Annotated in this window: 28 protein-coding genes; 7 read left to right on the top strand and 21 right to left on the bottom strand. The window is 36.2% G+C overall.

Annotated features, from left to right (window positions below; all coding sequences use genetic code 11):
- Nucleotides 1-158: 158 nt before the first annotated feature.
- The 3 genes from AC0L0O_RS26745 to AC0L0O_RS26735 all read left to right on the top strand — a co-directional run bounded on the left by AC0L0O_RS26745 (nt 159) and on the right by AC0L0O_RS26735 (nt 3,136).
- Nucleotides 159-2,156 carry a catalase gene (locus tag AC0L0O_RS26745; RefSeq protein WP_473786188.1) on the top strand — a complete coding sequence of 666 codons (1,998 nt, stop codon included), beginning with the start codon at nt 159-161 and terminating at the stop codon, nt 2,154-2,156.
- A gap of 23 nt (nt 2,157-2,179) precedes the next feature.
- Nucleotides 2,180-2,695, top strand: a complete 516-nt coding sequence (locus tag AC0L0O_RS26740; RefSeq protein WP_000037521.1) for a type 1 glutamine amidotransferase domain-containing protein — start codon at nt 2,180-2,182, stop codon at nt 2,693-2,695.
- Nucleotides 2,696-2,932: 237 nt separating this feature from the next.
- The gene (locus tag AC0L0O_RS26735) at nt 2,933-3,136 is read left to right on the top strand and encodes a hypothetical protein (protein ID WP_001066490.1); all 204 of its coding nucleotides are present in this window, start codon (nt 2,933-2,935) and stop codon (nt 3,134-3,136) included.
- 44 nt (nt 3,137-3,180) lie between these two features.
- Here AC0L0O_RS26735 and AC0L0O_RS26730 read toward each other — a convergent pair whose 3' ends face one another.
- A complete protein-coding gene (locus tag AC0L0O_RS26730; protein WP_000508211.1) occupies nt 3,181-4,437 on the bottom strand; it encodes an MDR family MFS transporter in 1,257 nt (418 codons plus the stop codon).
- A gap of 84 nt (nt 4,438-4,521) precedes the next feature.
- Here AC0L0O_RS26730 and AC0L0O_RS26725 point away from each other — a divergent pair, with 84 nt between their 5' ends.
- The gene (locus AC0L0O_RS26725; protein WP_473786204.1) at nt 4,522-6,282 is read left to right on the top strand and encodes an SgrR family transcriptional regulator; all 1,761 of its coding nucleotides are present in this window, start codon (nt 4,522-4,524) and stop codon (nt 6,280-6,282) included.
- 72 nt (nt 6,283-6,354) lie between these two features.
- Here AC0L0O_RS26725 and AC0L0O_RS26720 read toward each other — a convergent pair whose 3' ends face one another.
- Nucleotides 6,355-6,903, bottom strand: coding sequence for an NAD(P)H-dependent oxidoreductase (locus tag AC0L0O_RS26720; protein ID WP_000789166.1), 549 nt, complete (start codon nt 6,901-6,903; stop codon nt 6,355-6,357).
- Between the two features lie 19 nt (nt 6,904-6,922).
- On the bottom strand, nt 6,923-7,462 hold the full coding sequence (locus tag AC0L0O_RS26715) for an ester cyclase (protein ID WP_000023411.1): 540 nt from the start codon (nt 7,460-7,462) through the stop codon (nt 6,923-6,925).
- 168 nt (nt 7,463-7,630) lie between these two features.
- On the opposite strand from AC0L0O_RS26715, the gene AC0L0O_RS26710 reads away from it, so the two are divergent.
- The gene (locus AC0L0O_RS26710) at nt 7,631-7,969 is read left to right on the top strand and encodes a winged helix-turn-helix transcriptional regulator (protein ID WP_000997914.1); all 339 of its coding nucleotides are present in this window, start codon (nt 7,631-7,633) and stop codon (nt 7,967-7,969) included.
- A gap of 33 nt (nt 7,970-8,002) precedes the next feature.
- Here the strand turns inward: AC0L0O_RS26710 and AC0L0O_RS26705 are convergent, their stop codons facing one another.
- The 6 genes from AC0L0O_RS26705 to AC0L0O_RS26680 all read right to left on the bottom strand — a co-directional run bounded on the left by AC0L0O_RS26705 (nt 8,003) and on the right by AC0L0O_RS26680 (nt 12,222).
- Complete coding sequence (locus tag AC0L0O_RS26705) at nt 8,003-9,205, bottom strand: MFS transporter (RefSeq protein ID WP_000742949.1); 1,203 nt, start codon at nt 9,203-9,205, stop codon at nt 8,003-8,005.
- A gap of 210 nt (nt 9,206-9,415) precedes the next feature.
- Nucleotides 9,416-9,994, bottom strand: coding sequence for a TetR/AcrR family transcriptional regulator (locus tag AC0L0O_RS26700; RefSeq protein WP_000981271.1), 579 nt, complete (start codon nt 9,992-9,994; stop codon nt 9,416-9,418).
- A 129-nt stretch (nt 9,995-10,123) separates the two neighbouring features.
- Nucleotides 10,124-10,438 (bottom strand): DMT family transporter, encoded by a 315-nt coding sequence (locus AC0L0O_RS26695; RefSeq protein ID WP_000539674.1) that lies wholly within the window; start codon nt 10,436-10,438, stop codon nt 10,124-10,126.
- A 2-nt stretch (nt 10,439-10,440) separates the two neighbouring features.
- Entirely contained in the window at nt 10,441-10,785 is a 345-nt protein-coding gene (locus AC0L0O_RS26690; RefSeq protein ID WP_000790630.1) for a DMT family transporter, read from the bottom strand.
- Between the two features lie 358 nt (nt 10,786-11,143).
- Nucleotides 11,144-11,599, bottom strand: coding sequence for an N-acetyltransferase (locus AC0L0O_RS26685; protein ID WP_000686682.1), 456 nt, complete (start codon nt 11,597-11,599; stop codon nt 11,144-11,146).
- Between the two features lie 128 nt (nt 11,600-11,727).
- Entirely contained in the window at nt 11,728-12,222 is a 495-nt protein-coding gene (locus AC0L0O_RS26680; protein ID WP_000446106.1) for an Lrp/AsnC family transcriptional regulator, read from the bottom strand.
- Between the two features lie 203 nt (nt 12,223-12,425).
- Between AC0L0O_RS26680 and AC0L0O_RS26675 the strand changes: the two genes are divergently transcribed.
- Nucleotides 12,426-13,337: a DMT family transporter gene (locus AC0L0O_RS26675; protein ID WP_001146248.1), complete on the top strand. Its 912-nt coding sequence runs from the start codon at nt 12,426-12,428 to the stop codon at nt 13,335-13,337.
- Between the two features lie 35 nt (nt 13,338-13,372).
- Here AC0L0O_RS26675 and AC0L0O_RS26670 read toward each other — a convergent pair whose 3' ends face one another.
- From AC0L0O_RS26670 to AC0L0O_RS26630, 9 genes are all read right to left on the bottom strand, one after another.
- Nucleotides 13,373-13,858, bottom strand: coding sequence for a PRK06770 family protein (locus AC0L0O_RS26670; RefSeq protein ID WP_075396516.1), 486 nt, complete (start codon nt 13,856-13,858; stop codon nt 13,373-13,375).
- Nucleotides 13,858-14,259: a nuclear transport factor 2 family protein gene (locus AC0L0O_RS26665; RefSeq protein ID WP_000045919.1), complete on the bottom strand. Its 402-nt coding sequence runs from the start codon at nt 14,257-14,259 to the stop codon at nt 13,858-13,860. Before AC0L0O_RS26665 ends, AC0L0O_RS26670 begins: the two co-directional genes overlap by 1 nt.
- A gap of 155 nt (nt 14,260-14,414) precedes the next feature.
- Nucleotides 14,415-14,819: a DoxX family protein gene (locus tag AC0L0O_RS26660; RefSeq protein ID WP_001071563.1), complete on the bottom strand. Its 405-nt coding sequence runs from the start codon at nt 14,817-14,819 to the stop codon at nt 14,415-14,417.
- Nucleotides 14,820-14,979: 160 nt separating this feature from the next.
- On the bottom strand, nt 14,980-16,044 hold the full coding sequence (locus tag AC0L0O_RS26655; protein ID WP_000580601.1) for a DUF871 domain-containing protein: 1,065 nt from the start codon (nt 16,042-16,044) through the stop codon (nt 14,980-14,982).
- A 48-nt stretch (nt 16,045-16,092) separates the two neighbouring features.
- Nucleotides 16,093-17,457, bottom strand: coding sequence for a PTS transporter subunit EIIC (locus AC0L0O_RS26650; protein WP_075396515.1), 1,365 nt, complete (start codon nt 17,455-17,457; stop codon nt 16,093-16,095).
- 24 nt (nt 17,458-17,481) lie between these two features.
- The gene (murQ, locus tag AC0L0O_RS26645) at nt 17,482-18,366 is read right to left on the bottom strand and encodes an N-acetylmuramic acid 6-phosphate etherase (protein WP_000892331.1); all 885 of its coding nucleotides are present in this window, start codon (nt 18,364-18,366) and stop codon (nt 17,482-17,484) included.
- 155 nt (nt 18,367-18,521) lie between these two features.
- Entirely contained in the window at nt 18,522-19,385 is an 864-nt protein-coding gene (locus AC0L0O_RS26640; protein ID WP_473786187.1) for a MurR/RpiR family transcriptional regulator, read from the bottom strand.
- 29 nt (nt 19,386-19,414) lie between these two features.
- Complete coding sequence (locus AC0L0O_RS26635) at nt 19,415-19,729, bottom strand: hypothetical protein (RefSeq protein ID WP_001223243.1); 315 nt, start codon at nt 19,727-19,729, stop codon at nt 19,415-19,417.
- A gap of 125 nt (nt 19,730-19,854) precedes the next feature.
- On the bottom strand, nt 19,855-20,982 hold the full coding sequence (locus tag AC0L0O_RS26630; RefSeq protein WP_000899806.1) for a cation:proton antiporter: 1,128 nt from the start codon (nt 20,980-20,982) through the stop codon (nt 19,855-19,857).
- A 275-nt stretch (nt 20,983-21,257) separates the two neighbouring features.
- Here AC0L0O_RS26630 and AC0L0O_RS26625 point away from each other — a divergent pair, with 275 nt between their 5' ends.
- Nucleotides 21,258-22,661, top strand: a complete 1,404-nt coding sequence (locus tag AC0L0O_RS26625) for an amino acid permease (RefSeq protein WP_000838741.1) — start codon at nt 21,258-21,260, stop codon at nt 22,659-22,661.
- Between the two features lie 28 nt (nt 22,662-22,689).
- Here the strand turns inward: AC0L0O_RS26625 and AC0L0O_RS26620 are convergent, their stop codons facing one another.
- The 3 genes from AC0L0O_RS26620 to AC0L0O_RS26610 all read right to left on the bottom strand — a co-directional run bounded on the left by AC0L0O_RS26620 (nt 22,690) and on the right by AC0L0O_RS26610 (nt 25,615).
- Nucleotides 22,690-22,860, bottom strand: coding sequence for a hypothetical protein (locus AC0L0O_RS26620; RefSeq protein ID WP_001174845.1), 171 nt, complete (start codon nt 22,858-22,860; stop codon nt 22,690-22,692).
- A gap of 12 nt (nt 22,861-22,872) precedes the next feature.
- The gene (locus AC0L0O_RS26615; RefSeq protein WP_000391504.1) at nt 22,873-23,076 is read right to left on the bottom strand and encodes a hypothetical protein; all 204 of its coding nucleotides are present in this window, start codon (nt 23,074-23,076) and stop codon (nt 22,873-22,875) included.
- Nucleotides 23,077-23,155: 79 nt separating this feature from the next.
- Complete coding sequence (locus AC0L0O_RS26610; RefSeq protein ID WP_375361678.1) at nt 23,156-25,615, bottom strand: LamG-like jellyroll fold domain-containing protein; 2,460 nt, start codon at nt 25,613-25,615, stop codon at nt 23,156-23,158.
- Nucleotides 25,616-25,671: the final 56 nt, after the last annotated feature.

Genomic DNA, 25,671 nt, shown 5'->3' with positions numbered 1-25,671 from the left:
TAATTTTTCTCCTTGGCTTTTTTATTTTTCTTCCTCAAACAAGAATCACTGAAACAACCGATATTTTTTGATTTTTACATACAAAAACGATAATACATGTTTACGTCCTAATAAAAAGGGTATCTATTAATTAACAGAGTAAAGGAGGGGCCTATATTGTGAATAAAAAAATGGAGCAATTGGAACACCACGTTACGGATAATCAACGCAAACATGCTTTAACAACAAACCAAGGGGTAAAAATAGCTGAAGATGAATTTTCTTTAAAGATGGGCTTAAGAGGCCCAACCTTAATGGAGGATTTCCACTTTCGCGAGAAAATGACCCATTTTGATCACGAACGAATTCCCGAAAGAATTGTTCATGCACGCGGAGTTGGCGCTCATGGTTATTTTCAGCTTTATGAATCGTTAGAAGCATATACGAAAGCAGATTTTCTTACTAATCCTTCAAAGAAAACACCTGTATTTGTACGTTTCTCAACCGTTCAAGGTTCTAAAGGATCCAACGACACAGTAAGAGATGTACGCGGATTCGCCACAAAATTTTATACAGATGAAGGAAACTACGATTTAGTAGGTAATAATATGCCAGTATTCTTTATCCAAGATGCTATTAAATTTCCTGATTTTGTCCATGCAGTTAAACCAGAACCACATAATGATATTCCTCAGGGAGCTAGCGCTCATGATACATTTTGGGATTTTGTTGCGCATAATCCCGAGTCTACTCATATGGTTATGTGGCAGATGAGTGATCGCGCAATTCCGCGTAGTTTACGAATGATGGAAGGTTTTGGGGTTCATACATTTCGACTTATTAATAAAGAAGGAAAAGCCCACTTCGTAAAATTTCACTGGAAACCTGCTCTTGGAGTTCATTCATTAGTATGGGATGAGGCTCAAAAGATTGCTGGGAAAAATCCTGATTTCCATCGTCAAGATTTATATGAAGCAATTGAAAAAGGGGATTATCCGGAATGGGAGCTCGGATTACAGCTAATTCCAGAAGAAGATGAGCATACATTTGATTTTGATATTTTAGATCCAACGAAATTATGGCCGGAAGAAGAAGTTCCTGTAAAACTAGTTGGTAAAATGACATTGAACAAAAATGTTGATAACTTCTTTGCGGAAACGGAGCAGGTAGCTTTCCACCCTGGTCATGTCGTACCAGGTATTGATTTTTCAAATGACCCTCTTCTGCAAGGAAGATTATTCTCCTATACAGATACACAATTATCTCGTTTAGGAGGTCCTAATTTCCATCAAATCCCTATTAATCAGCCCGTATGTCCTTTTCATAATAATCAACGTGATGGTATGCATCAAATGCAAATTCATCGCGGTCAAACAAGCTATCATCCTAATGGCTTAAATGACAATCAACCAGCAACCGTGCAAGCTGAACAGGGCGGATATGAGCATTATCAAGAAAAGATTGATGGACATAAAATTAGGGGGCGCAGTAAAAGCTTCCTTAACTTTTATTCGCAAGCTAAACTTTTCTACAATAGTATGAGCCCTATTGAAAAGCAGCATATAAAAGAAGCTTTTTGCTTTGAAGTTGGGAAGTGTAAATCAGACATGGTGAAGGCAAATGTAATTGCTCTACTGAATCATGTCGATCGTCAATTAGCACAAGAAGTCGCTAACATTATTGGAGCTCCCTTGCCTAAGGAAAATCGCGAAGTAAATTCAGATGCAAAATCACCTGCACTAAGTATGTCCAATACTATTTTTAAAGCTGATTCTAAAAATGTTGCAATTGTATTAAATGGTGACCCAAGCGTCTCCCTTCTGTCCGAATGGATTCAAGCTTTTGCACAGCATCGAATTAACTATAGCATCGTAGATAATAAAATTTATCAGTTCAATGATTCCATTAAAGTAACTGATACTTATACAACAACAGACTCTTCCCTTTTTGACGCAGTATTAGTGTTTAGTAGTGAGTCTGTCATTCACCCCCCTGTTTTAGAATTTGCAGAAACTACTTTTAAACATTTTAAACCGATAGCCTATGTCCTTAGTAATCCTCATTCTTTGGACAATAGTAAAATTAAATTAGATGGGGCAGGAATTTACAACTTAGCAAACACTTCAATTGAATCATTTATAGAAGGCATTGCCCAAGGACGATTTTGGAATCGATAATATAATGTAAGGAGCGGATTAGAATGAGTAAAAAAATTGCTATTTTAATAACGGATTATTTCGAGGACACAGAATACACAGAGCCAGCAGAAGCTTTTAAGCAAAAGGGATATGAATTAACAACTATTGAAGCAGAAAAAGGTAAAACAGTACACGGTAAACAAGGAAAAAGCGAAGTCGTAATTGATAAAGGTATCGATAATGTTTCTCCAGAAAACTTTGATGCACTCTTCATACCAGGCGGATTTTCTCCAGATATACTTCGTGCAGATGAGCGTTTCGTTCGCTTTAGTAAAGCATTTATGGATGCGGAAAAACCTGTTTTCGCTATTTGTCACGGACCTCAGCTACTCATCACTGCACAAACACTTGAAGGACGTGATGTCACTGGATATAAATCTATTGAAGTCGATTTAAAAAACGCCGGCGGAAACTTTCACGATAAAGAAGTAGTTGTATGCCAAAATCAGCTGGTCACAAGTAGACAACCAGAAGACATCCCAGCGTTTATTGAAGAATCGTTACGTATATTGAGATAGTTATTAGAGGTTAATCAAAGTAGCTATTTAGCTACTTTGATTAACCTTTTTATTTGTATGAAAAACAAAAAAGAATCTTATTTTTAATGATCTTTTCATACACCCTCTTTTTTCGCTCCAAAACTTCTAATCACTTTTCATAGGCAGTTCTCATATAGTGAAAATGACTATACGATTCCTATCCATAAGTTAAATAATGATTTCACACATACAAAATAAAAAGATGGGAGCCCTATTATGAATAATACTCCACCTTCAACGCCCCCAAATCCTACAGAAACAAATAATCGTGAAGTGAGCTTACAAACGTTACGCGTCATCGGGCTTATTGTTCTAATTAGTGGCTACATATTAGTCGCTCTCTCTGAAGTAGGCACATTAAAAAACCTTTTGCTACAGCCGAATACTACTCCAAATTTAGCTGAAGTTGATCCGTTTTAAAATTCATATGAAAAGCGATTCTCAGCATCGCTTTTCATATAGTTTTATCCAATCTGAGAAATCTGCCTCTCATACTTCTCTTTCCCTATCGCCTTCATAAATAATAAAATACTGCTCATACCAACGATAAAGTACAGAGCACTCATGCCCCAAGATGCGATAAATGAACCTAGCATAACACCTAATGCCCCGTTCATTTTTGCCACTTGAAAAACCATTCCGTTAATCGCCATATATGAACCTCTCGCCTCATTCGGCACCATATCTGCCATAATAGATTGACGCACTGGCACATACATCATCTCGCCTACCGTTTGGAAAAGCCCTGCAATTAATAAAATCCATAAGCTATTGCTCGTTCCGAGTATTGTAAATCCAATTGTATAAATGAATAAGCCGACATATAAGATTTTCAAATCATTGAAGCGTTTCAACATTTTAATAAGAAGCGCCGAACATAACACAACTAAAATTGTATTTTCTGCTGAAATCCAGCTCAGCATGCGAATACCTGTTAAATCAAACGTAACACCATTCCCGAATAAAAAGTGCACCGTTTCAAATTCTTGCTGCAAGCGTACTCCTAAATAATTATTAATCTGAAACTCTAAAGATAACGTACATATACTTGCTGCACAAAAAATTAAAAACGCTCTATCTTTCATTACGACTTTATAACTATCCGCCATATCTTTTAATATATTTTTCTTCTCCACCGTTTTTCTAGCTACATACACTTCTTCCATATATACAGCCATCACATATAAAGTAATAATTGCAACAAGCGTTAATGCGAGAAACAATTGTAATCTATAGTTTTCAAATAGTAGTCCTCCAAATATCGCTCCAATCGCAATGGATAAGTTAATTGCCCAGTAGTTAATGCTGTACATCACTTTTCGATTTTCCGGTGTACTCACATCAATTAACATCGCCTCTGTCGCAGGATTCATAAGTCCAGATCCTAAACTATTCACTAGCATAAAGATAAATGTTAACCAAGGTGAATCTACATAATCCGAATTCGCAACTCCCATACAAGCAATGGAAATGACTTGTATACTTTGACCGATAATCATCACCTTTTTACGACCAAGCCGGTCTCCAACATATCCACCGTATAAACCAATTACTAACGAAGCTATGACATTAATAAGTAGTAACGCACCAGCAATCGCACTACCTAACTTTATTGAAAAATAAATCGCCATAAATGGAAAAATCATCGTGGATACAGTACGTGTTAAAAACGAAGTTATAATTCTAATTTTTATATTTCGATGCATACTCCAAAATCCCATTGTTTCCCCCTCCTTATGCTTACTTATTTTACTTTGAAAAAAAGGAAGAAAAAGGTTAGAATATTCTAAAGAGTTTCCCCTTTTATATTAGAAGGAAGTGTATATATGAAAATTATGGACTATTACATTAGACTAAGACTACATGCACAAGATCAACAACATATGCGAAATAGCTTACAAGAATTAGCGGATGTTTTATATTGCAGTACGAAAAACGTAAAGATCTTATTAAAGAAAATGAGCGAGGAACAATTAATTAGCTGGACTCCAGGGCGAGGCCGTGGAAATAAAACGGAAATTCTATTTTCACATAATTTCGTAGAAGCGATTGAATCCTATACAGATGAACTGTTAGCGCAAGAAAAATTAAAAGATATCTTTCTTCTTTTAAAAGAACCCCTACCCCTTGCACTTCAAAAAAAGATAGAAAATAAACTACATCATCATTTTGGATACGAGCCTTCAAATGATATGTACGACATATTAAAAATTCCTATATCGAGAAAGATATTCCCATTAGATCCGGCTTTTGTCGCTGTAACTACGGAGAGCCATCTTACGAGTCAAATTTTTGATACGTTAGTCATTTATAACGATGTTACGGAAAAAATGGAGCCGCACATTGCGCATACGTGGGAATTAAGTGAAGACGGGCTTACATGGACCTTTTATTTACGAAAGGATGTACATTTTCATAACGAAACAGTTTTAACTTCTAAAGATGTACAATTTTCATTTGAAAGACTAAAAGAAGTTCACTCTCCTTTCGAATGGTTAACAGAAGAAATTGTTCAAATTGAAACGCCATCACCACTGCAAATAAGGTTCCATTTAGCAAAACCCAACCTTTTTTTCTTACACTATGTAAGTTCCATACAACTAGCAATTTTACCGCGTGAAGTGAGTATCGAAAATCATCATTATATAGGTACCGGACCTTTCAAACTTACTCATTACTCTGAAGACAATATCGTACTCGAAGCATTCTCTCATTATTTTAAAGAGCGCGCTTTATTAGACCGTATTGAATTTTGGAGTATTCCTGATCATGTGCAAATCGATGCTGATTATGAACTACCAAATGAAGAAGAAAATGAAAGGCATGATATACAAATAGAAGAAATAGGTTGTATTTATGCTGGATTCAACTTTACAAAACCTGGTCCTCATCACGACATTTACTTTCGAAAGGCTTGGAGAGAACTATATGATGTTGAAACGATACTTCGTAGCATAGAGGGTAGACGAACAATTGCTGCATCAAGCTTTTCCCCTGAAAGAAGTCGCCAAGCTTCTAAAAGATCTTACTCTTTAGAAAAAGCGAAAGAGTATTTAAAAAAGAGCACTTATAATGGAGAGACGATACATATTTACTTCTTCGCATTTAAAGATAGTGCAAATGATGCATATTTCTTAAAAGAACGATGTGAAAGTTTAGGTATACAAGTAGAGCTTCACCCATTTCTCGTTTCAGATTATATGAACCGTTCTATCGATCAACATGCCGATATTATTTTCATGGGAGAAGTGTTTGCTGCTGATCATGAACTTGCATTCTTAAATGTATTTAAAAATAAAAGCTGCTTCGTAAGTCGGTTCATGGACCCGCACTATGAAAAACAAATTAACTGTTTACTTGATACATTTTTATTAGAAGTAAATAAAGAAAAGCGCTACGAGCTCATGTATGAGATCGAAGAATTTTTACAAACAGAACACATCATTTTATTTAACTATCACGTTTTAAAAAGAAAAACATATCCTTCTTCTTTAAAAAATGTAACAATTGATTCATTCGGTTGGGCAAATTTTGCAAAGTTATGGATACAGCCATCCATGTCTTAAAATGCGATTCATTATAAAAGGAGAAGGTACTACATCCATAGTAGTACCTTCTTCACATACAAATATAAACTATTATTTAATTACTTCATCTAAGTGATCTTTCAAGTTCAATAAATATTGCTCAATATCCGGATTCTTCACCACATCATAACAAGCAAAACTCTTTAACGGACTCATCCCAAGAAACTTCTGCACGCGGTGTAAATGACTAAGCGTTGATTCTAGACTTTCCCCTTCAAAGAACTTCGTCTTATCTCCAAATGAATTTTCAGGTGCATTCCAAGTTGTAGAGAACATATACTCTTTCTCTGTTAATAAACCACCTGTTCCATATTCATCTGCACCTTTAAAGAACAAACCGTATTCATACACTTCATCCATATACGTTTTAAATAATCCTGGAACACTAAACCAATAAATAGGTGTTTGATAAATCACAACATCAGCCCATAAAAATTTATCTTGTTCTTCTTTTATATTGTATCCATCTTGAATCGTTGTTGTTTTCACTTGATGGTTCTCGCTTAATACCGTCACCATATGATCTACTAACGTTTTATTTAATCGTCCTTCCTTTGTACCGTATTTTTCATGTCCATTTATAATAAATATATTTTTCATCGTTTTTCTCTCCCCTACTCTATTCCTCACTTATTAACCCAAGTTGCTGTTTCAACGTAAGATTATCTTCTAAATGCCAGTCTTCCGTAATCTTTCCGTCTTTCACATGCAAAATATCTATTGCAGAAAAGCTAATATTTTTACCGTTATGCGTTCCTGTAAAAGAAAGACGAGCTGTTACTTTATCATCGACGACTAATAACTCTTCAATCTCGCAATGTATATTAGGAACGACTTTACGAAAATTTTCCGCTGCAAATTTTAACCCTTCAACACCTTGTGGTCGCCCTTTTGGCAACGTATTATCGAAGAAATTTTCAGTAACAGTCTGCGGAATAAGCTCCTCTTTACCTGTATCCCAAAATGCATAAAAACGCTGCGCTGCATGAACGATTTCGGTCGCTTCCATTTTACTTAGTGAATGATCAATTGTCATTGTTTTTGGCTTAGGCGTTTCTTTTAATAACTGAATTTCGTTTTTTTGTTCACCACTGCAAGCTACAAGCACAATACAAATGACAAAAAAACTAAGGCACGCAAACAACTTTTTTATACTCATGGAAATCACCTCCCCCTCATAAAAACCTTTGTATTTCGTATTGCTATTGTATATGCACTAACTTCCTTTATGGAAGTAGTGATATTTTTTTCATATAGTTACCAAAAATATAGTTTTGTGATACTATAAAGCAAATTCATTCAAAAAATTTTTATGGAGGCTAGTTCCATGAACGACATAAATCCAGTTGAATTAACGAAAGGTTTACCTGGCATACCTTGTCCTATCGCTAAAACGCTTGATGTAATTCGTACAAAATGGACGTTTTTAATCATCCGTGACCTTCTTATCGAAGGAACATTACGCTTTAGTGATTTACAAAAATCAATGGACGGAATTAGTCCGAAAACATTATCGCTTCGACTAAAAGAATTAGAAGCTCAAGGCATTATCACGAGAAAAGTATATCCAGAAGTTCCGCCTCGTGTAGAGTACACATTAACGGATAAAGGAAAGCAATTAGAGGGGATATTTATTGAATTAAAACGGTTTGGATTAAGCTTATAAACCAAAAACCCCTTACCATCGTAAGGGGTTTTATTACTTCGCAAAACTTTCAGCTAGCTGTTTCTCTCTCCACATAAATGTAATAGCGAGACCAACTATTAAGACAACTCCTGAAAATGCATATGGATAATGAATATTCATATCAAATAATATTCCGCCCATCGCTGGTCCTGCTATATTTCCTAAACTCGTATAAGTCGAGTTCATACCAGCAACGAATCCTTGCTCTTTTCCAGCAGCTTTCGATAAAAACGTCGTTAAAGCTGGACGAAGTAAATCAAATGCAAGGAAAATAAAGCACGTAACGAGAAGTACAATCCAATAATTAAACACTACAGTAGAAACGAATGCTAATACTGCACCTACAATTAAACAGATTTGAATTAACACTTTTTCACCGAACATATCGACCAATTTGCCAAACATAAATACTTGCACAACTACCCCAAAGATTGAACTAATTGTAATAATTGCCGCAATATCTTTCGGTGTGAACCCAAACTTATGATCAGAAAACAGACTAAACACAGTTTCATACGCTGATAAGCCGAATGCAAGTACAAATACGATAATAAATGCGATTGCATACATTGGATGTAATGATTTCTTTAAATCACCAATAAAGCTTGATTCTTTCGTATTAGAAGAAATCTCTGCAAGCTCTTCTTTCGTTAACGGCTCTTTTAAAATAAAGATCGAAATGACACATGCTATAAAAGCAATTGCTGCTGCAACGAAAAACGGCACACGTATACCGTACTCTGCAATAAATCCGCCAATTCCAGGCCCTATAATAAACCCAGTACTAATCGCCGCAGATAAATATCCCATCGCTTTTGGACGTTCTTGGATAGATGTAATATCCGCAACATACGCCGTAACACCAGGCATAATAAACGCAGCACTAATTCCGCCTAACACCCTTGCTACATAAAGCATCCATACATCTGTTCCTAATCCGAAAAGAAGCTCTGAAACACCAAAAATAAATAATCCAATGATTATCATTTTCTTTCTACCGTAAAGGTCGACCCACCGGCCTGTAATAGGTGAAGCAATAAGCTGAGCCATTGCGAATACTGCAACGAGATACCCCATCGTCTTCCCTGTTAAATGCATATCATTCATAAAAGACGGCATAACCGGAATAATTAATCCAATCCCTAAAAAAGCGATAAATATATTACTCAAAAGAATGACCAATACCATCTTTTGTTCTTTTATCGGTTTCTTCACTTTTAACACCTCTTCCCGTAAATTCCTCTCAAAAAATAATGCCCAAGAAGCTTTTTCTTTATCCTGCTATTTATGGGCTAATAATGAGTGAAGATGTCCCACTCATTAGAATTTCACTCTATCCTTTCACACATACATAAGTATTAGGTGAATGACTATCATTCAGTTTTCCTCAAAAATGAACCTACCTTTTCAGACAGGTTCATCCCACTATTTCTTTATATGTAGTGCATGTGTTAAAAAATCTAGTACTTCTGCCTTTTGTAGCTCGACTTGCTCATCATCTTTATGATCATATAAATAAACTTGTTCCGCTGCTGATTCAACAAGAGCAATAAATAACTTCGCTGTTCGCTCTGCGTGTACCGACTCACGAATTTCACCGGCTTCTTTCGCCTCACTTAAAAATTCACTTAGCCACATATAAAGAGGCTCATACACAGCTTCCCATTCTTTTATATGTTCTGTAGATGCAAGACCCGCATACATTAAAGCTTGTATTTCACGATATTCCTCTATGAAATGAAATACCGCATCTATTACTTGCGTAACTTTACTTGAGAAAGGCGCATCATTTTGCACTTTCTCTTTCACCGCAAGTATCATCTTTTCAACCATCACCTCTGCTATTGCAGGCATAACAGATAACTTAGAAGGAAAATATAAATAGAAAGTGCCTTGTGCAATGCCAGCCAATTTCACGATATCAGAAATCTTCGTTTTTTCAACGCCCTTTTCCTGAAACACTTCAATCGCTGCATAGACAATTTTTTCTTTTTTATTCATCATCTAAATCCTTTCAAACACGTATTGAATGACTGTCACTCATTTTATAGAATAACTAGCTATACTGTCAATTATCGTGTACTTTTTACAATAAAAATCTCCTAACAACTTGTTAGGAGATACAGTATATCTTTACGAAAGAGCCTTTAATCCTGTCACTCCGCATACAATAAGAGCCACACTAATGATACGCGCTTTACTTTTCGACTCACCAAACAGGAACATGTTTAATAAAACGGCTCCCGCTGTTCCAATACCAATCCAAACCGCATACGCGACACTTACTTGTAAGAATAAGAAAGATGTATACAAGAATGCGAAGGATGTAGCAAAGCCACCTATATAAAGTGCCCCATTTGCTAACGTTTTATCTTTACTATACATTTTAAGGCCAATCACACCGACTATTTCACTAATTGCAGCACAAAATACGAAAAACCAACCCATCTTTAAGCAGCTCCTTCCACAGTTTCTTCTTTATTATCAGCTAGCTTTAAACCGATAACGCCAGCTACAACCATCACGATAAAGAATAATTTCCCTACACTGAAACTTCCACCGAAAAGGAATACATCCATTAAGAACGTACCTACCGTACCAGCTCCGGCGAACACAGCATATACGGTTCCTGTTGCAAGATGTTCACACGCTTTAGAAAGGAAGTGAAAATCAACAGCGATAACTCCTAAAATGATAATCCAATGCCACCACGTATTGGCCGTATTAAAACCAAACACCCAAAAAACTTCAAAGATACATGTTAATATGACATATAACCAAGCTTTATTTTTCATACCTCTCACCTCTTATGACTGACTATCAGTCATTTTTGTTTTAAAAAAATATATTCTTTCATCTCTACTATATAAAAACAACTATCATCCTCATTTACCATTTATATTTGTTCTGTTTCCAAGCAAATTACATCCTGCTATTTTTAAAAATGACTGAATGTCATTCATGTGTATTGTACATGAATATTTTAAAAACTGTCAATGCCGAAAGTTTATTTAAAATTTCTTTCATCCGATTTGTATATTTCCCAATAATCTGTCAATACTGCTAGTAACATAATATTTTCTCCACTCCCCCTTGGAGAGATCCCTTAAATAGAGCAGTTAGCTTTTGCTAGCTGCTCTTATTTCTTTTGCTTCACCCAACATACCGAATCATTGCCACCTCATCACAATAATCAACCTTTGGACAATGTCTACAATCAATCCATACTTTCTCTGGCAATGCATCTCTATTCACAAAATCAAACCCGCACTTTTGAAAAAATTCCGTTTCATATGTTAAAGAAATAACTCTACTCACTTTTATTTTCGCTGCCTCATTTATTACATGGTTTACTAACATACGTCCGATACCTTTTCCTGCATATGTATGCGAAACGACTAATGATCGTACTTCTGCAAGGTCCTCCCCTAATACATGTAAACCAGCAACTCCAACGATTTCCCCCTCTTCTTTCACAACATACAAACATTGTAAGTATTGATAGAGAGATAAAAGAGAACGCGGTAAAACCACTCCCTCTTTTGCATAAACTTCAATGAGACTATAAATTTCTTTCACATCACTCGTAACCGCATTACAGATTTTCATATGCTATCCCCTTGCCCCCGATATTAATATTTATAACACAAAATGAATTTTAATACATAATTTTATATAATAATACATCTCTCTTTTCTTCTCGTCAATCACTTTATACAAACAAAAAACCAAGCAATCTAATCGATGCTCGGTTCCTCATTTCGTATCGGTAATACCGTCGAATATTTAATTTCACGAAGTGCTAAACTCGTCTGTATCCTTGTAATACCAAGCTTATTTAGCTTTCTAATAAACTGCTCCAGCTCTTTACGATCACGATTTGCAACCTTTAATAAATAATCATACTCCCCTGTTAAACAGTGACATTCTAATACTTCCGGCATCGCTTCTAATTCTTTTTCCAACACTTCAAGTTTATCCGATTGATGAATATTCGTACTCATAAAAATGAAGCATAACAAGTCAAAACCAAGCTTCTCTTGATTTAAAATAGCTACTTGCTTATCAATGAACCCTTCTCCATCTAACCGTTTAATTCTTGCATGCATTGCAGCTGGTGATAAATTAACACGTCGCGCAAGCTCTGCATTACTTACTTGTGATTCCTTCTGCAATATATCTAAAATTTGTACATCTAAATCATCTAACACTTTAATAACAGACGATTCCATTATAATCCCCCTTTTTCTTACCGATGATTATTCGAAAAAACACCTTATAACTTATATAAAATTGAATATCTTTCTTTAAATAGCTTCTACAACAAAACATTTTATCGACTTTTATCCATTATACAAAAGAATATATTACACAATAAAGAAAAATGTTAAAATTATTTACAATTCACATTGATTACAACAAAGGGGATTTTAATATGCCTTATTTTTATGTCTTTTTACTATTATTAACGAGCTTATTATGGGGAGGAAATTTCGTCGTTGGGAAATCACTCGTTGATCACGCGTCTCCAATGACACTTACAAGTTTAAGATGGATAATTGCGATTGTTTGTTTATTACCAATGGTTTGGTTTAAAGAAAAGAAAATCATTCCACCACGCGCTGCGATACTCCCGTTAATATTGATGGGAATTTCAGGGGTTGCTCTTTTTAACATCTTTCAATTTCTAGCATTAGAAAAAACATCCGCAACAAATGTAGGGCTTATTTCTACATTAAACGCGATTTCCATTGCACTATTTTCTGTCTTATTTCTAAAAGAAAAAGTAAATACACTTCAAATTTTATCTATGATTCTTTCATTCTTCGGGGTTATCCTCGTCCTATTAAAAGGTAACTTTGCCCTTTTATTTTCACTACATTTTAATAGTGGCGATTTATGGATGATTGCGGCTGTTTGTATTTGGGGAATCTATTCTGTTTGTAGTAAATGGGCAACAAAGACAACGACACCACTTATGGCGACGCTATACTCTGGTATTTTCGGCGTTATTTTATTACTGCCATTTAATATAGGGAGCTTCACTGTTACAAATATAAATACTTCTTTCATAACTTCACTTTTATATACAGGGCTTATTTCCACAGTTCTTTGCATGGTATTTTGGAATATTGGCGTACAAAAATTAGGAGCAACTACATCAGGTATTTTTCTAAACTTCAATCCAATTTTTACAGCTATTTTAGCATTTCTTTTCCTCGGTGAAGAACTAACGTGGATACAAATTGTAGGAACAATGATCGTTGTGACAGGATGTTATTTATTCTCTCATTTCAAAACAGTGATTGTTCAACCAACTGGAGCTTTATTACGAAAACATTCTTAATGAAAAAACATCGTCATCTTAGTTGGCGATGTTTTTTATTTATTCTTCATTTCTTTTATATACTGTTTTTCTTCTTCTGGCGATAAACGTTCTGTTGCCTTGCCAGTATCTCCACCTTGAAGGCTCCATAAAAAGTTGTGCTCCTCAACCGTTTGAGAAAAGTCTCCTTTTTCCCATCTATTTATAATAGAAAATAACTTCATTTTATATCGAAAACCTGTACTATTTTCAATATCTCTTTTCACATTAGAAATTTCCTTTTTCGTCATTTCTACAAATCCCCATTTTTCAGAGGATTTTACCTTTTGGTGCACCATTTTATGCATAGTAGAAATAATTTCACCTTCACTAACTTGTGGAGATTCTTCTGCAACTTTCTTCTCTTTTTCAATTGTAGCTTGCTGGGTTTGAATATTTTTATTTTCTTTTTCTACATATGCAAGCAATTTCTTTCCACCAACTATAGACGAGATAATGACTATAATTGTAATGGATATACCTACGATCCATTTAAAAAGCATTAGCTCTTCATCGCTTCCCTAACAATATGACTATCTACATATTGCTTAAACTTCACAATTTTTCCATTCTCAAGTTGCCATACATGAACAAATTCTGCTTCAAATGATTTTCCCGTTTTTTTATAAACTCCAGAATATATACCTTCAGCAATAATTACATCTTTTCCGTTTACCTCATGGTATGTATTTACACTTGCTTTATAATCATCCCATTCTGATCCTAATCGGCTAAATACATTTTCCATGATCGCTTCTACACCTATATAAGTCCCACCGTACGGGAACCCTTCTGCCTCTGTCCATTCTGCTTTTTCAGAGAGGGCTTCTGCTAAATGTTTTGCATTCGAAGAAGTTGATCCTTCATATGTACTTCGAATTATTTCTAAATTTGATTTAGACATGTTACTTCCTCCTGTTTCATTTATTTTTGCACAAGTTGTAACCATTACAATTACAACTTGTGCAAAAAAATATTTAAATTGTTTTATTCTTAATCTATATGTTGTAATCATTATAGTTACAATAATGATTCAAGTCAACAATTTATAAATAAAGTTTACTTCGTTTTCATTACTTTCTCTTTTAAGAAACGATCTACATACCCTTCTGCTTTTACAACGAATAAATACGCACCCATTGCTAATAAGGCAAGATCTAATTCATACCCTGGATTCTTTCCGTCTCCTAATAATCCTGCTGCTCCATTTACCTTTACGATAGCTCCAGCTAAAATAAGAGCGAATAACAATCCTACATATCTTACGCCTAAACCGATAATTAATAATATACCACCAACTAATTCAACTGTTGCTACGCCATATGCAAGACCGCCTGGTAAGCCGATGCTTGTAAACCATCCTGCTACATTATCGATACCTGATTGAAACTTCGCTAAACCATGTGCAAAGAATGTTACTCCTAACACGATACGAATCATTAAATTCCCAATATGTTGATTCATTTTGAACTCTCCTTTTTGTTTTGTTATGGTGAACTTTTATTTACAAGTCAAAACAATACGGTATTTCATTTCATTCGTCAAATACTTTTTTAAAGAAAACAAAAAACATTATCCCTTTTACGGATAATGTTTTCTTACAAAATAGCGCTAATTCAAGCTTTTACTCTATCGCACAAAAAAGTTGAAACATTTTTCCAGCACCAACATACGGCAATAAAGATATATCCTCTTCTACAACGATGCCAACAACGTTCACTTTCTCATCTACAGGCAAATCATGTACAGCAACTTGCATCTCTCCTGCATATCTACCGTACAATTCATTATCAATTGTAATGCTGCCTTTCTTTCTTACAATTGCATTCATCGGCTGTACAATCACTTTATGTTCTTCTCGTGATTGTACAGACCGAATGACATCACGGGCTGGATCTAGTCTATTTGTATGCACTTGTTCTACCATTTTTAACACTTCACTTTTCTCTATCAATGGCTCGTATCGCAGCGGAATAATCCCTCTACTCGCACTCGCTATCTCTTGTACACTTTCTACACGTCCGCTTATATCCCCGATTAACACTTTATCGACACCACAATCTTGTACAAGTTCTAAGTACGCTTCGAGCGGTCTCATATAACGATGCTTTTCTAGCGTCGGTAAGCCTTCATATAGTGGACCACGTTTTTCACGATCTCCTGGAATAAATGCCATCGTTTTTATTCCGCACTTATGCAAGTATTGGTTTTGTTTTTGTAAAAAGGACTTCGCTAGTCCTGTTTCTGGACGCGGATAAAAATTATGCCACGCTTCTACATTCTTTACTCTTATATTTTCCGAAAGTAACTCTTTCCAAAATGAATCTGTAATTGTGCTCGCATTTAAAGCTACTTTCATTTTATGGGATACGCGTGCAATTTCTTTCGGCGTGATGCCATAATCCATCCGTAAGCCAGTAATACCCCATTCCAATAGCTCCTCTACATTTTCATACGTCATTCCTAAATGGTGTAACGATTTTGGAGAAACATCGACCATTAACTCCATTTCATTTTCAAGAGCTTGCTTCCCAAGTATTTGAATTAACTCTTTATACGTACCAGGATCATCCTCTGGAATATGAAGTGATGTAAAAATAGATGTAAATCCATTTGCTTTCGCTACTTTTAGCCACTCTTCTTGCTTCTTTACTCGTTCTTTTGCAAGGTAAATTGAAACTCCGATCATATGAATCTCCCTTTCTATAAATAGAAAAAGAGAAAGGAATCCCTTTCTCTATATGTTTTCTGCCATTTCTTCTTTAAATCCGAAGAAGTACGTCAAGATGAATCCGAACGTATATGCCACTACTAACCCAAGGAAATATAATAAATATTTATTATCAGCAATTAACGGAATTAATGATAATCCTGATACACCAATTCCGAGTGCAGCTGTTTTCATAACTGCTTGGAACGCACCGCCAACTGCTGCTCCTAAACAAGCTGTAAGAAACGGTTTTCCCAGTGGTAATGTAACCCCGTATAATAACGGTTCACCAATTCCTAAAAATCCAACTGGTAATGCCCCTTTAATTACGTTACGAAGTCGTTTGTTTTTTGTTTTTACAAAAATAGCAATCGCTGCTCCTACTTGCCCAGCGCCAGCCATTGCAAGTACCGGTAATAAAGGCGTTACGTGCGTTTGATTAATAAACTCCATGTGAATCGGTGTTAAACCGTGATGTAATCCGACCATAACGAGCGGTAAAAATGTTCCAGCAAGTACTGCTCCCGCAAACGCTCCGCCAATATTTAAAATGCCATTAATTCCGTTTGTAATTCCTTCAGATAAGAAACCTGCTACCGGCTGAATTGCTAACATCGTTACGATACTTACGACTAACACAGTAATAAGCGGCGTTATAATAATATCAACTGCATTTGGTACAGCTTTTCGAACTTGTCTTTCCACTACAACCATAAGCCATGCTGCAAAAATAACTGCAAATAATCCGCCCCGTCCGGGTACGAGCGCTTCACCAAATAATTTTACATTCGCCATTGCCGGGTTGAAAATTAAAATACCAGCAATTGCCCCAAGAACTGGCGTCCCGCCAAACTCTTTCGCTGTATTCCAGCCGACTAAAATGCCTAAGAATGTAAAGATACCGCCACCAATAAGTAGTAACATTTGTAGCCAAGTTGCATTCGGATCAGCACCTGCGTTTTTCGCAAAGTTAGCAACCCCGTTTATAATACCTGATGCAACAAGACCCGGAATTAATGGAATAAAGATACTTCCTATTTTTCTTAAAAAGTTTTTCACTGGTGTATTATTTTTCTTCTTAATCTCTGACTTCATCTCTTGCCCAAGATCTTCAAGGTGATGATCTGCCACCTCACCAATTCGGAGTCCCGTTAAACCTTCCATCTCAGCTGCTACTTTATTTACCGTTCCTGGACCAACAACAACTTGAAGCGTCTCATCTTCAATAACGCCCATAACCCCTTCTACCTTTTTCAAAAGGTCCATGTTTACTTTACTTTCATCATGAAGCGTTAATCGTAATCTCGTCATACAATGAGCAATGCCACGAATATTTTTTACTCCCCCAAGTTGCTCTGAAATTTCTTTCGCCATTCTCTCTTCTTTCTTCATAATAGAATCCCCCTCCCTATTATTTTATAATGCCTTCTTCACAAACCCTTTTGCTTCTTTTAGTTTCTCCAGTGCTTCCCCATACTCACACTGCAATAGCACCATAACAATCGCAGCTTTCACGTTACGTTCTGCTTTTTCATAATGCTCTGCTGCTACTTCATAACTAACCCCTGTTGCTTCCACAATAATTCGTTTTGATCGTTCTACTAACTTTTCATTCGTAGATTGCACATCTACCATTAAATTTTTATATACTTTTCCAACACCAATCATAGAAGCTGTTGAAATCATATTCAGTACTAATTTTTGCGCTGTACCAGCCTTCAACCGCGTTGAACCTGTTAAAATTTCTGCGCCTGTTTCTACTTCCACATTTAGTTTTGCATATTTACTTATTTCAGCATTTTTATTACAAGAGATACTAGCTGTACTCGCTCCCACGCTATTCGCGTACTTCAAGCCGCCAATTACATAAGGAGTTCGGCCACTTGCCGCAATTCCAATTACAGTATCTTTCTCGTTTAATCCAATACTTTTTAAATCTTCTTCTGCTAACTCTTCGCGATCTTCGGCACCTTCCACCGCTTTAGTAAACGCTTTCAATCCACCTGCTATAAATCCTTGCACCATTTTATCATCTGTGCCAAATGTCGGCGGGCATTCCACTGCGTCCAAAATACCTAAACGGCCACTCGTGCCAGCCCCAATGTAAATTAATCGGCCCTCTTCTTCAAAAGATTGAATAACAACCCGCACAACCTTTTCAATATGTTCTATCTCTTTTTCAACTGCTAATGCAACAGTTCGATCTTCTTCATTCATACTTTGCAGAACTTCTTTTATGTTCATCTCATCTAAATTCATCGTCTTCTCATTGCGATGTTCTGTCGATAAATTCTCTAACATATTCCCACCTACTTTGAAATTTAATTTCATACTTTCATTATAACTTTAAGAAATTTAAAATCAATATCACTTTATTATTTTATGAAATTTCATTTCTTTTCATGACGAATTTATGTCCGTCCGTATCCAAAAAAAAGATGGGTTTCCCCATCTTCTCATTTCAGCTTCCGTAATCGCAAAGCTTCTTCTCTTGTTTCCATAAATTGATCCAGCACTTTATTACCAATACGATTAAAGGTAATCACATATAGAGCATCTATCATGTTCAATTGCGTCATTCTTGAAGCAATACTTGCAATACGATGATCTTGTTCTACATCTGGCATACAAAGACGAATATCCGCCTCTTTATATAACGGCGATGATTGATCAAGCTTCGTAATCGCAATAACTGTTGCACCTTGTCTCTTCGCATATTGTGCCATTTCAAGTACATCTTTCGTACGACCAGATGTTGAAATCGCTACGAATATATCGCCCTCTTTTAAATTCATCACAAGCGGTAACATCATATGAAAATCAGATAGCATCATTGCAGTAAATCCGAGCCTTGTAAATTTATAAGCCCCGTCCATCGCCGGAGTTGCTGATCCACCTACTCCGTAAAATATAATTTTATCCGCATTTACAATACGATCTGCTGCTTTCTCAAGCTCCTTCTTATCTATCGCCGTCACGCTCGCCTCAATTGCAGCTTTATTCACATATGTAACTTTATTAAACAAGTCATACGGTCCATCTTCCGTATTCATCACTGAAAAATCATTAATATTATAATCAGCAATCGTTAATTCACGAACGAGCGCGATTTTAAATGCTTTAAAACTTCCGATTCCAATCGATTTACAAAAGCGAACAACACTCGCCTCACTTGCGCCTGCATTCGTTGACACTTCTTTCGTCGTTAAGTTCGGAACAATCTCTGCATTCTCCATTATGTACATGGCAACCTTTTTTTCAGCTGGTGAAAATTGATCCATATTACTTTCAATTTTAAATAGTAATGTTGAAGCTTTCACTATTTAACCTCCACTTCTTACGGTTGCGTTCACTTATTTTCTCTTGCTTCAAGAAGGTAAAAACCATCATCACCAGGAGGATGAAACACATTTACAATGCGATTCCCTTTTTGATAAACAGTTCTTTCCCCTTCTGTCCACTTCTTTTCCCAACCGTTCATCCAAATCGCAACATCAGGTAAAAAAGCAGTATATTTCAGCTTCTGGTCGTACTCACCATCTGCTTCTTCCGAGAAAATAGAAACCGGAAAATCTTTCACTTTTGATTCTTTCCATGCAGTAAATGGTATGCACAATAAAAGAAGTATAATTACACCTATAATCTTTCCCTTCGTAATCCTCAAACACTTCCCTCTCCTTGTCATATCACATACATAGATTTTACCATAATTACAAACCTTTCATGCCACATGACTATTGCTTTTCCAATAAAAAAAGAGCTTACCTACTTCAGATAAGCTCTTCCTCTTTACACGAAATATTTCTTTAAAAGCGGCGGCGTAATAATCGTCGTTAATATAACAACAATAACAATCGCTGTGAAATTTTCTTTCGCTAGTAAATTCGCCGCCAGTCCATTTGCTGCAATAATAAGTGCTACTTCACCACGCGATACCATTCCCGCACCAATACTAATAGAAGATTGAAGGTTGAATCCTGTTAGTCTTGCTCCTAAACCTGATCCAATTAACTTTGTGAAAATCGCAATAAGCGTCATGATGATAATGAACCAAAGCTGACTTCCGATACCTTGAAATGTAATTTCCATTCCAATACTTACGAAGAACACTGGCACAAATATCGCATATGCAATCGGTTCAATTTTATGTTCTACCTCGTGCTTATACTCTGTTTGCGAAATGGCAATTCCAGCTGCAAATGCTCCAATAATACCTGCAATCCCCATCATTTCACTATAATATGAAAAAGAAAAACAAATAATAAGAGCTGCGCTAATTAACGCTTCTGTTACACGAAGTGGCACAAGCATTTTCATAATCCACGGAACAACTTTCCATGCGATAAAAACAATGCTGACAAAGAAAATAATTTTCTTTACGATAACAAGTGTTATATTCACATCTTGCGTTCCTAAAAAGCTCATAACAAACGCTAATAAAATAACGACGATGACATCATCAAATACGGCTGCACCTAAAATCGTTGTACTTTCTCTCGTATTCATTTTCCCTAAATCACGTAACGTTTGCACCGTAATACTAACCGACGTTGCACAAAGTAATAACCCTAAAAAAATGGCATGAGATTGTATTAATCCAAACAGCAATCCTGTTACATAACCACCGATGAAAGGAAAAATAATTCCACCAGCCGCTACTGCGAATGATGATTTCAAATTCCGATTTAATTCTTCTAAATCTGTTTCAAGCCCCGCCATAAACATAAGTAGTAAAACACCAATCTCACTCAGTTCATCAATAAGTTCAGAACTATTAATAATACCGAGTACAGCTGGACCGATAATAATACCAACAATTAATTTCCCAAGTACAGAAGGCTGGCCGAGTCTCACACTAATATCACCAGCTAATTTCGTACAAAGTAAAATGACGACAAGTTCAAAATAAAATAGCATAGCATCTTCTCCTACTTTAACTTTAATCAGTGGGTTTTCTCCATCCGAATAGATTGGTAATCCCCGTCCATTCCTGCAAGTAGTTTCCCCTATTCATTCGCATTTTATTTGTCACATTTCTATTTGACAAAATATTCTGAATTATAATAAAATGAACCCAGCAATTCCAAAAACTATATACCATAACTGTACCTCCATTTACTTACATACTCTTTTCTAGTGGGCTCCTACTACATTCGCGGTTATGGAAATGAAAAACAGGGGGAGAGTCCAAAGTGAAGTCATTATTACGAAAAAAAGCGCTTAGTACTGAATCACCACGGCAACTACAAAGAACATTAACCGCACTTGATTTAACGTTTTTAGGAATTGGCGCCGTAATTGGGACAGGGATATTTGTATTAACAGGTATTGTTGCAGCGAAACATTCTGGTCCTGGTATTATGCTATCATTTCTTATTGCTGCATTTACTTGTGCTTGTGTAGCCTTTTGTTATGCCGAATTTGCTTCTTCTATTCCTGTCTCAGGAAGTGTGTATACTTACGCATACATGACAGTCGGAGAAGTCGTCGCCTTCATCGTCGGATGGTGTTTAATGCTCGAATATTTACTAGCAGTCGCAGCAGTAGCTGTCGGTTGGTCTGGTTATTTACAATCTTTACTACAAGGATTTAACGTCCATCTGCCCGACATTATCGCCTCGGCCCCTGGCGTAGGAAAAGGTGGTCTCATCGATTTACCAGCTGTTTGTATTTTACTCATCATTACGGGTCTTTTAAGTTTTGGTATACGAGAAAGCGCACGCATTAATAATATTATGGTTCTTATCAAGCTAGCTGTTATTATCGCCTTTATCGTAGCAGGTGCAAAATATGTAAAACCTGAAAATTGGACGCCGTTCATTCCATTCGGATACGACGGTATTATTACTGGAGCTGCCACTGTATTCTTCGCCTTCTTAGGCTTTGATGCAATCGCAACCGCTGCGGAAGAAACGAAAAAACCACAGCGCGACTTACCAATCGGCATTATCGGTTCCCTTCTTATTTGTACTGTTTTATATATGATCGTATCTTTCGTTTTAACAGGTATGGTTCCTTATACACAATTAGATGTTTCTGATCCAGTTGCGTTTGCCTTACATTTCGTTGGTGAAGATACTATTGCAGGACTACTCGCTGTTGGAGCGATGACTGGAATGACAACCGTTCTCTTAGTCGTTATGTATGGACAAGTTCGCGTTTCGTATGCGATGAGCCGTGACGGTTTACTTCCAAAAGCGTTAGCACGTGTAAATAAAAGAGTGAAAATCCCTTTATTAAACACGTGGATCACTGGTGTTGTTGCCGCTTTATTAGCAGGACTTTTAGACCTGCATGTATTAGCGAATTTAGTAAACATCGGGACATTAACAGCCTTTACATTCGTTTGCTGCGCAGTACTTATTTTACGAAAAACACACCCTGACTTAAAACGCGGATTCCGCACACCTTTCGTACCTGTACTACCAGTTGTCGCGATTCTTTGCTGCTTATATTTAATGATCAATTTGTCTAAAACAACATGGATTAGCTTTGCCGTTTGGCTTATAGTCGGATTATGCTTCTATTTCTTCTATTCTAGAAAGCATAGCCATTTAGCTACCGAAAAAACGAATGATGAACAGAAAAAAGCATAACAAAATAGCTCGCCGTTTTAGCGGCGAGCTATCTTTCTGTACTATTATATTTTTTCGTTAACGATTGTAAAATGAAAAATATGCCGATGCAAGCTGTAAACGATGCCCAATTTCCTATTGGTGTTGCGTATTTAAAAACGCCAATACCTACAAGCAATAGGAAAATAATCACCTGATATATAAGCTTCCACTTTTGCATATGTTCCCTCCTTTACTTCGTTCCCTTCTTTTTCTTCTTCCATGCATTTAAACTATCAAAAAAGAAGTTAATAAATAACGTGCCTAAACCTGCTAATAAAAACGTCATTAAGAATAGAACCCATATACTTTTTTCTTTTAAGAAATAATATCCTACAAGGAGCACAACCGCGATCCATACATATTCAAGAATTCTTTTTAGCTTTTTCTCTTCCAAATTATTCGCTCCTTTTTTCTATGCTATTTTTAGTATAACAAAAAAGAAGCCTATCATGATAAGCTTCTTTTCTTCTCTCTTATTTGTTTATGCTTTTTTCAACAAGTGAAATCGTATACTCTAATGTACGATTCATCGTTTCTACCTGTGCATCTTTTACTTTTACATCTTTCACTACAGTTTCGGCCACTGTAATTTTTTGACTCAGTGCTTTCACTGAACCGTCCGTTACATTTGCATCTTGCGCTTTTTTCACTACTGCTTTTGCAGATTCAATATTGATTTGTAATTTTTCTTTCGGTGTTTTCGGTTGTTCTACTACTTTAGATTGTACAAATGTTACATTAGCTGTTTTTAATTCGTTATACGTTTGAACGATTTGCTCTCCCGTACTCCCTACATTTTCAAATGCTTGCTTTGCATTATTATAGCTTTTCTCTAATTCTTGAAATGCTTCCTTTGAATATTGACCTGGCTTATCACCAAACTCATACGTACCAGCTAACACTTCTTTCACTTTCCCAAGCTCTTCATATAACGCGTTCACTTGCTCTAACTTTGTGCGGTTAGAAAACTCATTGTACGCCGCTAATACTTCCGAAGAACTTAACGCTTTACTATATAATCTTGCAAGCGCAATTTGTCCGTTCAACGGAATACCACCATTTCCGTTACTATCAGGGTCAGCTCCAAATGCAAACGGTACGTTCGGATGAGACACTTTCCCTTTAGCTGGTTGGCTATTTGCTTTTTTACCATCGACATAAATAGCTACTTCACTTCCGTTATACGTTCCTGTTAAGTGATACGTTTTATTTGCTTCTAATTGAACACCAACACGTTTATAACTGCCACCAATATGAGCCCACAATTCAACATTTCCACTTCCTGTAGATTCAAAGCCAATTCCGCCGCTCTCTGTATTTTGTAAAATACCTTGTCCGCGAATTTCATTCATTGAAAATACAGTTTCTAGCGTGAACGTATTTGCTACTTTCTCTTTTTGTGCTGCTGAAAATGGAAGGTATCCAAATGTATTAGCTTGTCCATTCAATTTCATTACATTTGTTTTTAAAGCTTTATCGTATGCTATAGATACATTCCCTTTCACATCGCCCTTCGTTCCAAACGATGAATTATCTTTAAATGTACCATCTAAGAAATTTACATCAAAAACATCTGCCTTTGGCACTTTTACATTCGGATCAATATTATCTTTTTTCGTAGTAACTTCTGCTGTTAAAGGCTGCGCGCTTTCATTACCGAACGAATCGATTGCAACTACTTCAAGCGTATATGTTTTTCCACCATCTAATCCTGCAAGCGTAAACGTAAGATCTTTTGGTACTGGATCACGATAAAACTCTGAGAATGCTAACAATTTATTCTTTATTTCGCCCGTTTGCTTATCTCTAGCTTGTACACGATAAGAGTGAACAAGAAGGTTATCCAACGCTTGTGGGAATGTTACTGTTGCTGCATTTTCTGTTACATTTGATACTGATAACTTCGCATCTGTCGAAAAAGATGGTTTTTCTTTATCACGATCTTCTACATGTGTAAAAGTTTCTTTCTTTGCTGGTAATTTAATTTTCCAAGGCTCACCTGTCCAAGAATTTGTATGGAAATCACGACGATTAATCGTTACTTCTTCATCATCTACTTCTACTAATAAACCTTGGCTTAATGTACTAGCTCCTGGCGGGATATTCCCCTGTACTTTACCACCTTCAACTTCCATGTAACTTATAGAAGATGTACCAACGGATGTAAAGTCTTTTTGATGAATCGATCTTGGATCATCTAGCGGATAATGTGAATGACCTGAAAACGTAATAGCCTGCGGATATTCTTTTAATACCGCATTAATTTTTGCACTATCTTGCGTTCCCCATTCATGACTACCGTATACTGTCTCTTTAATGTGTTGATGTAAAAATACGAAAATCGGTTTTTCTGGGTCATCTTTTTGTGCTTTCGCCATCTCTTCTTTTAACCAATTAATTTGCTTGTCTGAATAATATCCGTGTGTTGTCCCATTTTCTGGCGACATAACAAGGAAGTGATACCCTTTCACCACTTTATGATAATAAATCGATTCCATTCCTGTTTTTTCTAAGAAACGCTTCTGTGCGCCCTCTACAGATAAACCGTTCCAATAATCATGGTTACCAAGAGAATTCATTCGCACCGCATCTTTATTTGCATTTTCATTATACACTTGCATGAAACGATCATATTGCTGCAGTGACCCTGTATCTGTGAAATCACCTACGATAACAAATGCATCTTGCTTTGGTGCAAGCGTATTGAGCTGTTCAATCGCTCGTTTCCAGCGAAACGTATCATCCGTTCCACTATTTTTAATATGTACATCACTTACAACTGGAAAAACGATCTTCTTTTCACTAGGTACCTTTTCTTGCTTCTTCTCTTCCGCTTTAACTGATGTACTCCACGGAAATGATACAAATGCTAATACAAAAACCATTAATAATCCAATAAGACCTTTTACTTTTCGTAAAGCAGTTCTGTCCACGTGAATCCTCCTCATAATAATCGATTCATTACAAGGGCTATTTTATCTAAAGCATA

Source organism: Bacillus sp. GS3m_15504, assembly GCF_055825275.1.
This window is presented reverse-complemented; position numbering and strand designations above follow the sequence as displayed.

Bases quoted from the DNA above. Each gene is read 5' to 3' on its own strand.
- AC0L0O_RS26740 (WP_000037521.1), top strand. From the start codon at position 2,180: ATGAGTAAAAAAATTGCTATTTTAATAACGGATTATTTCGAGGACACA.
- AC0L0O_RS26735 (WP_001066490.1), top strand. From the start codon at position 2,933: ATGAATAATACTCCACCTTCAACGCCCCCAAATCCTACAGAAACAAAT.
- AC0L0O_RS26730 (WP_000508211.1), bottom strand. From the start codon at position 4,437: ATGGGATTTTGGAGTATGCATCGAAATATAAAAATTAGAATTATAACT.
- AC0L0O_RS26720 (WP_000789166.1), bottom strand. From the start codon at position 6,903: ATGAAAAATATATTTATTATAAATGGACATGAAAAATACGGTACAAAG.
- AC0L0O_RS26715 (WP_000023411.1), bottom strand. From the start codon at position 7,462: ATGAGTATAAAAAAGTTGTTTGCGTGCCTTAGTTTTTTTGTCATTTGT.
- AC0L0O_RS26710 (WP_000997914.1), top strand. From the start codon at position 7,631: ATGAACGACATAAATCCAGTTGAATTAACGAAAGGTTTACCTGGCATA.
- AC0L0O_RS26700 (WP_000981271.1), bottom strand. From the start codon at position 9,994: ATGATGAATAAAAAAGAAAAAATTGTCTATGCAGCGATTGAAGTGTTT.
- AC0L0O_RS26695 (WP_000539674.1), bottom strand. From the start codon at position 10,438: ATGGGTTGGTTTTTCGTATTTTGTGCTGCAATTAGTGAAATAGTCGGT.
- AC0L0O_RS26690 (WP_000790630.1), bottom strand. From the start codon at position 10,785: ATGAAAAATAAAGCTTGGTTATATGTCATATTAACATGTATCTTTGAA.
- AC0L0O_RS26685 (WP_000686682.1), bottom strand. From the start codon at position 11,599: ATGAAAATCTGTAATGCGGTTACGAGTGATGTGAAAGAAATTTATAGT.
- AC0L0O_RS26680 (WP_000446106.1), bottom strand. From the start codon at position 12,222: ATGGAATCGTCTGTTATTAAAGTGTTAGATGATTTAGATGTACAAATT.
- AC0L0O_RS26675 (WP_001146248.1), top strand. From the start codon at position 12,426: ATGCCTTATTTTTATGTCTTTTTACTATTATTAACGAGCTTATTATGG.
- AC0L0O_RS26670 (WP_075396516.1), bottom strand. From the start codon at position 13,858: ATGCTTTTTAAATGGATCGTAGGTATATCCATTACAATTATAGTCATT.
- AC0L0O_RS26665 (WP_000045919.1), bottom strand. From the start codon at position 14,259: ATGTCTAAATCAAATTTAGAAATAATTCGAAGTACATATGAAGGATCA.
- AC0L0O_RS26660 (WP_001071563.1), bottom strand. From the start codon at position 14,819: ATGAATCAACATATTGGGAATTTAATGATTCGTATCGTGTTAGGAGTA.
- AC0L0O_RS26655 (WP_000580601.1), bottom strand. From the start codon at position 16,044: ATGATCGGAGTTTCAATTTACCTTGCAAAAGAACGAGTAAAGAAGCAA.
- AC0L0O_RS26650 (WP_075396515.1), bottom strand. From the start codon at position 17,457: ATGAAGAAAGAAGAGAGAATGGCGAAAGAAATTTCAGAGCAACTTGGG.
- murQ (WP_000892331.1), bottom strand. From the start codon at position 18,366: ATGTTAGAGAATTTATCGACAGAACATCGCAATGAGAAGACGATGAAT.
- AC0L0O_RS26630 (WP_000899806.1), bottom strand. From the start codon at position 20,982: ATGCTATTTTATTTTGAACTTGTCGTCATTTTACTTTGTACGAAATTA.
- AC0L0O_RS26620 (WP_001174845.1), bottom strand. From the start codon at position 22,860: ATGCAAAAGTGGAAGCTTATATATCAGGTGATTATTTTCCTATTGCTT.